General features: G+C 38.3%; 14 protein-coding genes. 10 read left to right on the top strand and 4 right to left on the bottom strand.

The features are described from left to right. Positions 1–184 precede the first annotated feature (184 nt). Positions 185–640 (top strand): hypothetical protein, encoded by a 456-nt coding sequence (locus tag F957_RS07515; RefSeq protein ID WP_016541667.1) that lies wholly within the window; start codon positions 185–187, stop codon positions 638–640. Here F957_RS07515 and F957_RS07520 read toward each other — a convergent pair. Next, complete coding sequence (locus F957_RS07520) at positions 637–1,095, bottom strand: hypothetical protein (protein ID WP_016660434.1); 459 nt, start codon at positions 1,093–1,095, stop codon at positions 637–639. The two genes, F957_RS07515 and F957_RS07520, sit on opposite strands and share 4 nt — an antisense overlap. A 73-nt stretch (positions 1,096–1,168) precedes the next feature. Next, a complete protein-coding gene (locus F957_RS07525) occupies positions 1,169–1,666 on the bottom strand; it encodes a hypothetical protein (protein WP_016541668.1) in 498 nt (165 codons plus the stop codon). Between the two features lie 109 nt (positions 1,667–1,775). On the opposite strand from F957_RS07525, the gene F957_RS07530 reads away from it, so the two are divergent. After that, positions 1,776–2,312, top strand: coding sequence for a GNAT family N-acetyltransferase (locus F957_RS07530; protein WP_016541669.1), 537 nt, complete (start codon positions 1,776–1,778; stop codon positions 2,310–2,312). A 189-nt stretch (positions 2,313–2,501) separates the two neighbouring features. After that, a complete protein-coding gene (locus F957_RS07535; RefSeq protein WP_016541670.1) occupies positions 2,502–2,951 on the top strand; it encodes a hypothetical protein in 450 nt (149 codons plus the stop codon). A gap of 94 nt (positions 2,952–3,045) precedes the next feature. Here F957_RS07535 and F957_RS07540 read toward each other — a convergent pair whose 3' ends face one another. Further along, on the bottom strand, positions 3,046–3,726 hold the full coding sequence (locus tag F957_RS07540; protein WP_016541671.1) for a hypothetical protein: 681 nt from the start codon (positions 3,724–3,726) through the stop codon (positions 3,046–3,048). A gap of 265 nt (positions 3,727–3,991) precedes the next feature. Between F957_RS07540 and apbC the strand changes: the two genes are divergently transcribed. Together apbC and F957_RS07550 are read left to right on the top strand one after the other, a co-directional pair. Beyond that, the gene (apbC, locus tag F957_RS07545; protein ID WP_016541672.1) at positions 3,992–5,221 is read left to right on the top strand and encodes an iron-sulfur cluster carrier protein ApbC; all 1,230 of its coding nucleotides are present in this window, start codon (positions 3,992–3,994) and stop codon (positions 5,219–5,221) included. A 145-nt stretch (positions 5,222–5,366) separates the two neighbouring features. Beyond that, the gene (locus tag F957_RS07550) at positions 5,367–6,242 is read left to right on the top strand and encodes a 5'-methylthioadenosine/S-adenosylhomocysteine nucleosidase (RefSeq protein ID WP_171068300.1); all 876 of its coding nucleotides are present in this window, start codon (positions 5,367–5,369) and stop codon (positions 6,240–6,242) included. 24 nt (positions 6,243–6,266) lie between these two features. Here the strand turns inward: F957_RS07550 and F957_RS07555 are convergent, their stop codons facing one another. Next, the gene (locus tag F957_RS07555) at positions 6,267–6,824 is read right to left on the bottom strand and encodes a DUF2062 domain-containing protein (RefSeq protein WP_016541674.1); all 558 of its coding nucleotides are present in this window, start codon (positions 6,822–6,824) and stop codon (positions 6,267–6,269) included. 317 nt (positions 6,825–7,141) lie between these two features. Here F957_RS07555 and F957_RS07560 point away from each other — a divergent pair, with 317 nt between their 5' ends. The 5 genes from F957_RS07560 to F957_RS07580 all read left to right on the top strand — a co-directional run bounded on the left by F957_RS07560 (position 7,142) and on the right by F957_RS07580 (position 13,700). Then, a complete protein-coding gene (locus F957_RS07560; RefSeq protein WP_016541675.1) occupies positions 7,142–7,735 on the top strand; it encodes a LysE family translocator in 594 nt (197 codons plus the stop codon). Between the two features lie 106 nt (positions 7,736–7,841). Continuing rightward, on the top strand, positions 7,842–8,411 hold the full coding sequence (gene dcd / locus F957_RS07565) for a dCTP deaminase (RefSeq protein WP_003653416.1): 570 nt from the start codon (positions 7,842–7,844) through the stop codon (positions 8,409–8,411). Positions 8,412–8,670: 259 nt separating this feature from the next. Further along, positions 8,671–10,062, top strand: a complete 1,392-nt coding sequence (locus F957_RS07570; protein ID WP_016660432.1) for a hypothetical protein — start codon at positions 8,671–8,673, stop codon at positions 10,060–10,062. A 577-nt stretch (positions 10,063–10,639) separates the two neighbouring features. Then, positions 10,640–12,028 carry a hypothetical protein gene (locus F957_RS07575; RefSeq protein ID WP_016541677.1) on the top strand — a complete coding sequence of 463 codons (1,389 nt, stop codon included), beginning with the start codon at positions 10,640–10,642 and terminating at the stop codon, positions 12,026–12,028. 262 nt (positions 12,029–12,290) lie between these two features. Then, entirely contained in the window at positions 12,291–13,700 is a 1,410-nt protein-coding gene (locus F957_RS07580) for a hypothetical protein (RefSeq protein ID WP_016541678.1), read from the top strand. Positions 13,701–13,783 lie beyond the last annotated feature (83 nt).

Raw genomic sequence — 13,783 nt, 5'->3', positions numbered from 1 at the left:
CGTATTTGCAAGGCAGATGATTTTACATGACTTGGCCCCGACTTGCACAAGGGATTCAGTGAAATCTTTTCAAGCCTCGTTTTTAATTATTCTAGAACTTCATTAAAGCTTCACTTGCACTTCAATCAAAACACATTTCCTTTATTGATAATGGCTGCATGGTCAATAAATAAAGGAAACAATAATGAGATCTTGGCATTTGCTTTGTGCATCTTTCTGCGCAAGTGTGACATCAGTTTTTAGTTTTGTGATTCCGTATTGTTTGTTCTTAAACTTTCAACAAAACCATTTATTGCATGTGGTCAGCAATGCAATGCAAGTGATGCTGTATCTCACCCCATTTCTCGTCGTGCTTGCTTTTATCTTCTACGTCATTGTTCTATCAGTATTGAAATTACCCAGCAAAATTTTTGATTTGGTGCAGTTCTTTAAAGTCAGTCTGGTCTTCTTTTCAGGGTGGATGTGCTTAGTATTGATAATTTTATTTGAAGATCAGGTCAAGGGCTTTGATTTTGAAACATTGGCCATGAGTCTTTTCATTTTTGTTGCAGTTTTGCCCGTACTTGCAGTGGGTTGTATCAGTGCCAATTGTTGTTATGTGTTGATGTGCAAGAAACAGTATAAAAGTGCTTTTAGTTAAGTACTTTTAATTAACTGAAGCTTTTTTGTTTCGTGGTAGAAATAAACGCCGTAGCTTTTGAGTTTAGTTTGATGTCCATTCATGGTGAAATAACCTGAACAGGGTACTTGCGATTGTCTCTCTGTATTCTCAGTAAAGCCGATCCAAGCTTGGACACTAAATATAAATGTACGATCATCTTTCATTGTAAATTCATCAAAATAGATTGCATCGCACCAGAATGTATTTTGACTAAAATCTATTTTAGAAAATTTCCAGCAACTTAAAAAAGCAATAAAGCTTTCTAAGTCTTCGCGTTGTTTATATGTTTTGAATTGAAGAATAGTATGGGCAATATCACGCTCTATAGCCAAGACTCTACGTTGAATTCTTCTTTTGCTGGAGTAAACATAGTTTGACCACTTTGCATACCTTTCATTTTCTTGTTTTTGCAGTATAAGTTCTTCTTTATTCATATTCGATGTTGAGTGGTTTTATCTATGAGTTTTTTGATTGTTGAGTTGAGAAAAAAGTATGCATCCCGAAGGATTACATACTCTGCATTTGTTTGACGGTCTCACTATGCTTTGAATTTTTTCTTAAAGAGATAATCTTTCCTTTAGATAGGAAATGAATGTGATAGCTCTTTAAGCCACCCGTTTTCGGATCAAGGGTAATTTCAGCAAACATTGGTGTCTGCCAAAGTTCATCACTGCCCAAAGTTCCTAACCAAGCCTGTGCTTTTAGTGCCACCGTAAATTCATCTTTGCACTCAAGCTCAGTAATACTGAGTTCACTGCACCAATGTTCAGTTTTAGGAAATTCAGCTTTAGAAAATTTCCAGCAGATGGTCAGCGCCAGACTACTTTCAACAGGTGCTTTATCGTCACTTTGCTGATCAATAACTGGAATTAACTGTTCAGCCAGATCCTTTTCAAACGAAAGAATCATGTTCTGGATTCTTCTTTTACTTGAAAGAATGTAGTTCAAGCGTTTTTCTTGGGCTTGAAGTTCCTGCTGAATTTCTAAAAGTTCATTTTCATTCATATTAGGTAATTCTGACAACGAGGTCTATGATTGAGATATTGCGGAAGTATATCCGAACTATCTCCTTATATTGTTAATAGTTTTTAATACAAATTTATTGGTTGTAAAAATGATCGAAACAGCCCGACTACGTTTAAGACAGTGGCAAGCAGAGGACTATGCTTCCTTTGCCGCAATGGGTACTCATCCACAGGTGATGGAATATTTTCCTAAACTCCTGACTCGAGCAGAAAGTGATGCGATGATTGATAAAATGAAATCAATTATCGACACGCAAGGCTGGGGTTTTTGGGCGGTTGAATTAAAACATAACCAGAAATTTATTGGTTTTACTGGTTTACATGATCAACCGACACAATTTTCATTTTCACCGTGTGTGGAAATTGGATGGCGACTCGATCAGGCTTATTGGGGACAAGGTTATGCACCAGAAGCGGCTCAAGCGGCACTTGCATTTGCTTTTGATCAATTGAAACTGGAGAAAGTGGTTGCCTTTACCACTTTGGAAAATGCTAAATCACAAGCTGTGATGCGAAAATTAAAGATGCAAAAAGTGTCTGAGTTTCAACATCCCGCTTTAGCGATGGAGCATCCTTTAAGTTGGCATGTACTGTATGAAATTTTAAGACATGATTTTATTGAATAAATAGGATGTTATTCATTTATATGATTTTTATATCTGAAAATGAATAGCTTTAACAATCCGCAATTAATTGAATCTTCCTGTATCCCATTTGTTTCAATTTGCAGCAATGGGCAAAAAAAAACTCCAAACACGGTATAACTAAGGTTGATCCAAACAATATGTTTTTTACCTATAGAGTGAGGAAATACCATGACAAACGAAAAACTTGATGAATTAAAAGACCAAGCAGCAGAATTGGGTAATGACTTAAAATACAAAGCAAAAGAAGCTCAGTTACAAGGTGAAAAAGCAGTTGATGACTTAAAGCATTCCGCAGAGGAATTAAAGTTAAAAGGCGAAAAAGCCCTTGATGACCTCAAGAAAGATGTTTCTGAGCAAAATGCTGAAGGTAAAGAGGCGGTTTCAAATAAAGTGGATGATCTTAAGGCCAAACTTGAAGATACCCAACACGCAGTTCAAGACAAGTTTGATCACTTTAAAGAAGAAGCTGGTCATAAATTAGATGATGCCAAAGCCAAAGCTGCTGAATTGAAAGATGAAGCGGCTGCCAAATTTGATGATCTAAAAGCTCAAGCCAGTCATAAGCTGGATGATTTAAAGAAAGCTGCAACGGATACTATCAATAAATTCAAAGGTTAAGCTTGCTAACCGAAGGATTGACTAAAGATATTCCTCAAACATATGTAAGGTATGTTTGAGGATTTTTATTTGAATCTTTTATAATTGTTGTCTATCAGGCCGTGCAAATGAATCGAACGGGTTGATTGATGGACATATCGGTATATTGTTGGCGTTCTAGATCGAAAATTTTATAAAAGGGCTGAGTGCGTTTTTGATCAGGAAAAAGCTGATTCATTAATGATTTTTCTAAGACTGGCTGAGTCTGTTGCTGGTGTATTTTGCCTTCTTTATCTATGTAGAGTTTTACATTCAATCTGAAAGATTCACCTTCTAATGGAACACTTTTTTGTAAAAGCAAACAGGCCATTTCAGTTAAGGAAGACGGTGAGGCAACCCGTCGAATACGTTGTGTAACAGCTTGATCTTGCATGGAAATAAAAGAATAAACTTGCTCATAGTTTGAGAACAGGCGTCTGTTCGTGTGATCACGCTGTTCTGCCGAGGTCTCCTGAGTAGGTAAATCCTCTGGCTTTATCTGTTGCGCAAGCGCTAAGGCATGGCGATTAAGTATGTCTGAATTGCTTGCTTTGAATAGTTGAATCTTTAATCCGTTTTTTTCTGGGCTAATTCGAATCGAGACCTTAATTTCCGATGACGCAGCTTGATCTTTGTGCTTATTTACCACAATTTCTGTTTGTGGCGGCAATTGATAAACAGCACGATGAATCGATTCTTGGGCAAATAGCGGGAAGCAAGCAAATAAACTACATATCACTAAATAATATCGTGTCATTAAACCCTCCCAAGTTAAGCATAAGCATCATGTGGCACAGCATATGATAAAAGAACAATCTGGTATTTTTTTATCATCGGCATGATTAGCTTAACAATATAACCCGATCCTGTGACAAGTATCAGTTGCTGCAGATTGAAATTTAAAGCAGAAAAGTTGCTATAAAAAATGAGCAATTATCTGTTTTGATATGAGCGTCCATTCTTCAATACTGCTAAACTAGCCAAACTCAGTGAAATGTTGATCTGTTTTTGGAGTAAACAAAATGTCGTGGCTTTCTTCCTTAAAATCTGTTTTTTCACCAGCACAAGAAGTGAAGGAAGACGAGATTCAAACAGTTCTACAAAGTTATGTACTGCCACATTCAGACAATGCGCTGAAAGATCGTATCAGCCAAGTCAATGTACAAGGTCGTATTTTACAACTTACTGTGAATACCTTTCCTGAAGAAAAAGATCATTTACAGCAAATCCATGATGAACTGGCCGAAGCTTTGGAAAAGTGTGGTATCCAAGAATTAAACTTACATATTATTCAACAAAAACATGCGGCACATGGTGAGGCTGGCCATAGTTGCTCATCTAAGCCAAAAGCAGGAAATAGCAATTTACCCCCTGTGATGGATGCTTCTCCTCAAGCAGAAGCTGATCCGAACAATCCACCGATTCAAAAAGCGGCACCACAACAACGCGATGTAGCAGCACATCCACGTATTCAAAATGTGATTGTGGTTTCATCTGGTAAAGGTGGAGTAGGTAAATCAACCACCACGGTGAATCTGGCACTTGCATTGCAACAACTCGGTCTAAAAGTCGGTGTGTTGGATGCCGATATTTATGGTCCAAGCATTCCAACCATGTTGGGTAATGCCGGTAGAACGCCACAGATTGAAAATGAGCACTTCGTACCTTTAGATGCGTATGGCATGGCGGTACTGTCGATTGGGCATTTAATTGGTGCCCACAATACACCTGTGGCATGGCGTGGCCCGAAAGCAACAGGTGCATTGATGCAGTTATTCAATCAGACTTTATGGCCTGATCTAGATGTACTGGTGATTGATATGCCACCCGGTACAGGCGATATCCAACTGACTCTGGCACAACGTATTCCTGTGACGGGTGCAGTGATTGTGACCACACCACAAAATGTGGCGTTAATGGATGCAACCAAGGGTATTGAATTATTCAATAAAGTGAATATTCCAGTACTTGGTGTGATTGAAAATATGTCCACGCATATCTGTTCAAATTGCGGTCATGAAGAGCAGATTTTTGGGACAGGCGGTGGTGATCTGTTATCTGAGCAATATCATATTCCTTTACTTGGTCATCTACCTTTAGATGCTAAAATCCGTGAACATGCAGATAAAGGCACACCAAGTGTGATCGCAAAGGATGCAGCCGCAGACAGCTATCTCAATATTGCACAAGCCGTGTTGCAACAAATGGAGAAGTTACCAAAACGCCAGAAAGACGATAAACGTATTTTCTAAGTACACAGAAAACCCAACATGCTGATGTTGGGTTTTTGCTTTCTAAAGCAAATCACTTTTTATTTAGTCCATTTCAAAACTCACCTTAACAGCAAAGTAGGTACGTTACTTGCTTTGTATAGGGTTTCTTTTTTAAGACAGGTTAATGATGCAAGTTAAATATTTTATCGGTATCGCCAGTTTATGTACGGCTCTATTTTTAGGGGCATGTAATGGTGATGGCAATTCAAATTCGACTCAACCTCAAGAACAAGCGAAATTACAGCCGATTGTGATCCAAGGTGCATTACCAGTTGAATCAGAGCGAATGGCATCAAAACTAGACAATGTGACTGTAGAAACTATCGGCGGCTGGAAATTCTGGAAAGGCACTTATAAAGGCTATCCAATGGTGGTGTCTAAAACCCGTATGGGCATGAGCAACTCGGCCGCAGCGACTGCCATTGCAATTCAGCATTATCAACCGATTGCGATTATCAATCAGGGTACTTCGGGTGGTCATGATCCAGACTTAAAGGTATTTGATATTGTACTGGGCAAATACACCACCAATATTGGTGCATTTAAAACCCCAAATAAGCCAATTGGCGGTGGTTCTAATTCACTGGAGTGGAATGAAGCCTTTGATGTCTTACCAGAAGATGAGTCTGATCCAGAACCGATTGCGATTCGTAAATTCGAAGGGGATAAGGAGTTACTGGTCGCTGCCTATAAAGCTAAAGTGCATTACAGCAAAGGACAAGTCGTTGAAGGCACTATCGGTTCAGCAGATACCTGGAATAATGAACTGGATCGTATCAACTTTTTCCATACCAAATACGGAACTTCTGTAGAGGAAATGGAAGCAGCATCGGTGGCGCAAATCGCGCAACAGTTCAAAGTACCATTCCTTGGGGTGCGTATCTTATCGAATAATATTACCAATAATGGTGCCTATGACCCTGCAACAGGCGAAGCGTGTCAGGACTATGCGCTTGAGGTGGCTGAGCAATATATGAAGGCGAAAGCAGACGCTAAATAATGAATGTGATCGAGAAAAAATCATTTAAATGGTTTCTTCTCGCTGTTGTTTTTCTCGTTTGCGCCAGCTGCGAATCACGATCCAGCGCCACAGCAGGTGAGTCGCTAAATAAAATAAAATGGCAAATAAAACAGCTTCAATCATTAGGCCAGAAACTAAGATCTTGGCCAAACTAAAATCAATATGACCATGCCCAAAGTTCTTAATCCAGTTTAAAATCTGATGTAACACTCCAAGCAACATCTCTTTATTGATCATATTGACGTGATAAATTTTGCTCCCAAACCAAAAGCCCAAATAAAGAATTGGCACCACGGTAAACGGATTGGTGAGCCATGCCATACAGAGGCCAATCGGCAAGTTCACTTCAAAAAATAACACCGTTAAAATAATGAATAAACTATGAAATGGAACAGGCAAAATTCCCCAAAAGGTGCCTATAAACATGGCTTTTGCAATTGAGCGACGATTCACATACCAAAGCAATGGATTCAAGGCACGGTCACCAAAAATTTTCATCAGCTTTAAGCTCGCGACTTTCTCTGATGAAGGCAGCCACTTGTGAAAGAATTGCTTAGGCATAAACGCGGAAATAAACCCAATTGAACAGATAAACAGGAAATTGTATAGAAAATAACACGATTTACTTAGTGAAAACTTAAAATACTGACAGACATTATTGCACTAATCATAGGCCTCCGATGAATAGCTTACATTTCTTGTATTTTAAATAGACGGTTTTTATGCTGTGACTGTTGAGTAGAGTCAACTTGTAATTTATAAAACATAGTTAAAACAGTTGTTTATATTGTTTTTGGTCATAACTGTTTACAGTTATTTTTTTGCTATGGTTTGTGAATTGGATTAATCTGAAAAATATCTTCTAGTGAGGTCATTCAATGATTTCATGGTTCTTTATTGGTTTAGTCATTACCATTTTGCTGACTCCTGGCCCTACCAACACCTTATTGGCATCTTCTGGTATTCAGGTGGGCTTGCGTCGATCTTTATTATTGATTCCAGCGGAAGCGGTTGGCTATATCATTGCAATTAGTGCATGGGGAATGTTGATTGGTAAAGTGTCTGCCACCTTACCAGCTTTACCGATTTTTCTGAAATTATTAAGTGCGGGTTATATCGTCTTTCTTGCGATTAAATTATGGCGCACTGCCAACCAAGAAGTGGCTTTAAATCAACCGACCATTCGACCTAGAGAGTTGTTATGTGCAACCTTGCTTAATCCAAAAGCATTGTTATTTGCTTCAGCGATATTTCCCGTTGCTGCATGGAAAAGCCAAGAGATTTACATGGCACATATGAGTACTTTTGTCGGCTTGATTTTGCCCATTGCATTATTTTGGATTTCTGTCGGTGCAATGTTAGCAACCAATAAAGTTGCATGGTTATCTCAATCAAAATTACAGCGCACTGCGTCTGTCGTTCTGATGGCTTTTGCCATTCCGATTAGCTATTCAGCATTAATCAATTTATAACTTTGGCAGCGTTATCCCTATAACAGGATAGTGCTGTTGTTTTCATTGATACCATTTTACGTTAAAGTACTCGCCAATTATTAACTTCGTCTATGGATAAAAAGTCATGGCAATAAAATCTGATCGTTGGATTCGTGAAATGAGCGAAAAACACGGCATGATTGAACCTTATGCAGAGAATCAAGTTCGTTTTGATGAAAACGGAGAAAAGTTGATTTCTTATGGGGTATCGAGCTATGGCTACGATGTCCGTTGTGCACGTGAATTTAAAGTGTTCACTAATGTTCATTCAGCAATTGTTGACCCGAAAAATTTCGATGACAAAAGCTTTATCGATATCGAATCTGATGTATGTATCATTCCGCCGAACTCATTTGCTTTGGCGCGTACGATTGAGTACTTCCGTATTCCACGTAATGTTTTAACTGTTTGCTTAGGTAAGTCGACTTATGCGCGTTGCGGGATTATCGTGAACGTAACGCCGTTAGAGCCTGAGTGGGAAGGTCACGTTACCCTAGAGTTCTCAAATACAACCAATTTGCCAGCGCGTATTTATGCGGGTGAAGGTGTTGCACAGATGTTGTTCTTTGAAAGCGACGAAGTGTGTGAAACCTCATATAAAGATCGTGGCGGTAAATATCAAGGTCAAACAGGTGTGACTTTACCGAAAACTTAATAACGATACATAAAAAAAGCTCACTCTGTGAAAACAGGGTGAGCTTTTTTATGTGATCTGTTTAAACAAATACAATATTTATGGCCTAATTTGTTAAGTTAAATTAAACTTGTATTTAATAATAATTAAAATATAATTAAAAAACGATTTGTTTTTATACCAGCTCACAGCGTGTAAATAGATTAGAACCCTGTCTGTGGTTGATATAAGACATTATAAAAATAAACAAATATGGATGTTTTAAACACGGAGGTCGGTCATGCGACAGTTTAAATCTCTTCATCTAGCAATGCTTTTGTTCAGCAGTTCGTGCTTAAATTTTGCATATGCCACGACGAGTACATTGAAAAGTATGACGGATAGTGAGCTGTCTGAAGCAGCGGGACAGGCATTACTGAGTATGTCTTATATTTCACCCACTGATTTAGCCAATAAAGAAGCACAACGCATCGGTGGAGATAATAGCATTGGTTTCTATAAGCTCGGTTTGGAAGCCGAAATGGAACTTAATGTAAATATTAAAAGCCTTCAATTGGGATGTGGTGGTGTCAATGGAGCAGGTGGCTGTGATATTGATATTGATTATATTAGTCTGAGTGGTTTAGGCAATTCGGCGACTTCAAATACAGATAGCGCCGCTGATCGTGCTGCCCGTGTAGGTTCATCCGCCGTGTTAAGCAATCCATTTATTGAATTTGCAATTAAAAATCCCGATAAAGCCTCAACTCGACAAGTTGTAGGCTTAAACTCAAGTGCTGAAAAGGCATTGGGTTTAGTTACGTTTGGGCTGGAAAATGGCCCTGAAAAGAGTGGAATTAATTCACTCAGTGGCTATATGGAAATTGCTGCAACCACTGGTGTTGCCAATGTCAATGGTTTTGGAAACAGTCAAGTGGCGGGAGAAGCGGATAGAGGCACTTTGAATCAGTCAGATGGCTATAACTCAATTACAGGCAAAATTTGTTCTACACCTTTACTCTGCATACCTACGATTGATTTTGAAACCACATCCTATACACTCAATCTTCGAGATAAAGCCACAGGAAGTAATATTTTAAAAGGTGATTTAGCAATAGGGCAACAAGCGATTACAGGCAAACGTATTAACACTGCAAATTTGGCGGCGACTGCGAAAGTGCGGGATATTGATTTAAGCGGTAATATTGTGGCACGAGCCATTGGATTGAACCTAGATAAACAGGTGACAGGTACGATTCAGAACTTGCTGGTTGATGCGGCAATTAGTGAAAATCTCGGTTATTTCCATAAAGCAGATTTAAATGGAACCGCTGCTTCGCTTTCTTTACAGTCCCAAAATATTCAATGGACGAATAACAAATCAGTGTCTCAAAATGGTTGGTGGTTAGAGTTTAGTAATCCAATGGATATTGGCTTCATTGAACCTGTGTTTAATGTAGATATCCCTAAAGCCACGTTAAATGAAGCGCTGGGACAAGTGTCTCAGTATTTGAATGATCACCCGATTGATTGTGGGGCATTGGGCGCGTTAAATTGTCTTTTGGGTGATACCGTTCCAGTCGGTACCGTGAATTTAATCAATGCAACTCGGCCACAGATGGGCTTAACCGATTTGCAATTGGCGACTCAAAACTTTACGCCAAACTGTTATGGCACTTTAAAATTCTGCTAGTTTTATATTGAGTAGTAAAAAGCAGCTTAGGCTGCTTTTTACTTATATATTTTAATATGTTAACTCTAGGTTATAAATTTTATAAAAAATCTAATTGCTTGGAGTGGTCTGCTTGGGGGATATAAGACTTTAAGCTTGATTGTTAATTTTCAGCGCTATTCTGCATCATTCATCATTTCTTCCCAAATATCCTATTGGATATTTTCAAAACAGGCCCACAAAGCTTTGTGCATGCGTGTATTCAGATGAAGTATTTTATAAATCGTCTTGATTATTGTTTGATCTAAGTGTTGGTGAATGGCACTGCAATTATTTACCTCAAATTCTTTCATTTTTTTATTTTTCTTTAGGCTTAATGATCTATTTGATATTTATTACTATTATTTTTTCTGTGACAAATCTTTACCTTTATGGGCTATTTCTGTCATGAATTGTATATTATTTAACACTTTTCGGGTTTATAGTGAAAGTGGATATAGGGTTGATTATTAGTTTACTAATTCTTTGTCTACTCAGTTAGTGCGATGCAAAAAATTGTTTGGAACTAATATCTAGAATTAAAAAAAGGATTTTTTAAATGAAAAATAAAGGTTTATCCATAATTTTTTTAGGGATGGTCGGAGTTTTTGTTAATCCTGCATATGCGACGACGAGCACCTTGAAAAGTATGACGGATAGTGAGCTGTCTGCAACAACTGGGCAGGCCTTAATGAGCTTGTCTTATATATCACCCACAGATTTAGCCAATAAAGAGGCGCAACGTGCAGGTGGTGATAAAACCATCGGCTTCTATAAATTAGGATTAGAAGCTGAAATGGAACTCAATGTGAATATTAAAAAGCTTCAATTGGGCTGTGGTGGCGTCAATGGGACGGGTGGTTGTGATATTGACATTGATTATCTGAGTTTGAGTGGTTTAGGTAATTCAGCGACATCCAATACAGATAGCGATGCAGACCGAGCAGCGCGTGCAGGCTCATCTGCAGTACTTACCAATCCATTTATTGAATTTGCTATTAAAAATCCAGATAAAGCTTCAACTCGTCAAGTGGTCGGTCTTAATTTAAGTGCAGAAAAGGCATTGGGTTTAATTACCTTTGGTCTGGAAAATGGGGCTACCAAAACGGGTATTAATTCACTCAGTGGCTATATGGAAATTGCTGCAACTACAGGGCTTGCCAATGTCAATGGTTTTGGTGACAGCTTAGTGGCAGGAGAGGCTGGAAAAAGTACTTTGAATCAATCAGACGGTTATGATCCAATTACAGGTAAGGTATGTAGTTTGCCTTTACTTTGTGTACCTACGATTAATTTTACAACCAATTCTTATGCACTTAATCTTCGAGATAAAGCCACAGGAAGTAATATCTTAAAAGGTGATTTAACTTTAGGACAGCAGGCAATTACAGGAAAACGTATTAGTACTGCAAATTTAACGGCGACTGCAAAAGTACGTGATATTGATCTGAGTGGGAATATTGTGGCAAATGCAATTGGGTTAAATCTGGATAGACAGGTCACTGGTACGATTCAGAATTTGCTGGTTGATGTGGCGATTAGTGAAAATCTCGGTTATTTCCATAAAGCAGATTTGAACGGTACCGCTGCGTCATTATCGTTACAGTCTCAAAATATTCAATGGACGAATAACAAATCAGTGTCTCAAAATGGTTGGTGGTTAGAGTTTAGTAATCCTATTGATATCGGATTTATTCAACCAACTTTAAATGTCGATATTCCTAAAGCAACACTGAATGAAGCTTTTGCGCAAGTCTCTAAATATTTGAATGATAACCCAATTAACTGTGGTACCTTTGGGGTGTTAAACTGTCTTTTTGGTGATACTATTCCAACAGGTACAGTCAATTTAGTTAATGCAACACGACCACAAATGGGCTTAACAGATTTACAGTTAGCGACTCAGAACTTTACGCCAAACTGTTATGGCACATTAAAGTTCTGTTAGTGTAATTTAAATAAAATGAAAGCGGCTTAGGCTGCTTTTTTATTTTTTTAAGAAAAATAATATGATGATTTGACCTTTATTAAATTGAAATTAATTTACCTTTATAGGTCATTTTATCGGATTTTGTTTATTATTTAACAATATTTTAGTTTATATTGTGATGACTTTAAGATCATAAAATGAAACTGAAGCATTTTAATAAGCGAATCTTTTAGGGGTAAGCATCTTATTTAAATGCTAAGGATTTAAATGGATTTCTATAATGAAAAATAAACATTTATCTATATTTTTTTTGGGAACTATTGGTCTGTGCTTAAATTCAGCATATGCCGCGTCTAATACAATGCAAAGTATGACCGATAGTGAGCTGTCTGCAACAACAGGGCAGGCATTAATGAGTTTGTCGTATATTTCCCCGAATGATCTTGCAAATCAAGAAACACATCGTCTTGGTGGGGATAAAAGCATAGGGTTCTATAAACTCGGTTTAGAAGCTGAAATGGAACTCAATGTAAATATTAAAAAACTTCAATTGGGCTGTGGTGGTGTCAATGGGCCAGGTGGTTGTGACATCGATATTGATTATCTTAGCCTCAGCGGTTTAGGTAATTCAGCGACCTCAAACTCGGATAGCGCGGCAGATCGTGCGGCTCGTGCAGGTTCATCTGCGGTATTAACCAATCCATTTATTGAATTTGCAATTAAGAATCCAGATAAAGCATCTACACGTCAGGTGGTCGGGCTGAATTTAAGTGCTGAAAAAGCATTGGGATTGATTACATTTGGTCTAGAGAATGGTGCTCAAAAGAGTGGCATTAACTCACTCAGCGGCTATATGCAAATCGCAGCAACTACGGGTATTGCCAATGTAAATGGCTTCGGTACAAGTCTTGTTTCAGGAGAGGCTGGTAAAGGAACATTAAAGCAGTCGGATGGATATGATGCCATTTCTGGTGAAGTCTGTTGTACCTTGGTTGGTCTAGGTAATATTCCATTTACCACAACCAACTACAACTTAAATTTACGAGATAAAGCCAGCGGTAGTAATACTTTAAAAGGTGATTTGATTTTAGGGCAGCAACCGATTGAAGGTAAGCGAATTACCAATGCACCATTAAAAGCGACAGCGTATGTTCGCGATATTTCCTTGACTGGAACAATTGATGCGACTGCTAGAGCTCTTGGTTTTATTAATGTGCCGCTAACTGGAAAAAATGTTACTGGTACAATTGAAAACTTAACAGTTGATGTGGCGATCAATGAGAATTTGGGTTATTTCCATAAAGCAAGCTTGAATGGGACTGCCGCATCTTTATCACTCCAGTCTCAAAATATCCAATGGACCAATAATAACTCTATTTCTCAAAGTGGTTGGTGGTTGGAATTTACTAATCCAATTGATATTGGATTTATTGAACCCGCTCTCTCTGTGGATATTCCTAAAGCAACATTGAATGAGGCCTTTAGGCAGGTCAGTGCATTTTTAAAAACGAAAGAAGGGCGAATTCAGTGTGGAGATAATTTAGCAAGCGAATGTCTATTTGGCAGTGATATTCCAGTTGGGACTGTCGATCTTCAGTATGCGACACGTCCGCAAATGGGGTTAACCGATTTAGAGTTAGCCACCCAGAAATTTACACCTAACTGTTATGGTACATTGAAGTTTTGCTAAAGTTTTTGATGAATTCGCAAGGCAGCTTCGGCTGCTTTTTTATTTTCCTATTAGAAAAGTCCTGTCCTTGTTTATCATCTACT

The organism is Acinetobacter gyllenbergii CIP 110306 = MTCC 11365 (assembly GCF_000413855.1).
Lineage (GTDB): Bacteria > Pseudomonadota > Gammaproteobacteria > Pseudomonadales > Moraxellaceae > Acinetobacter > Acinetobacter gyllenbergii.
This window is presented reverse-complemented; position numbering and strand designations above follow the sequence as displayed.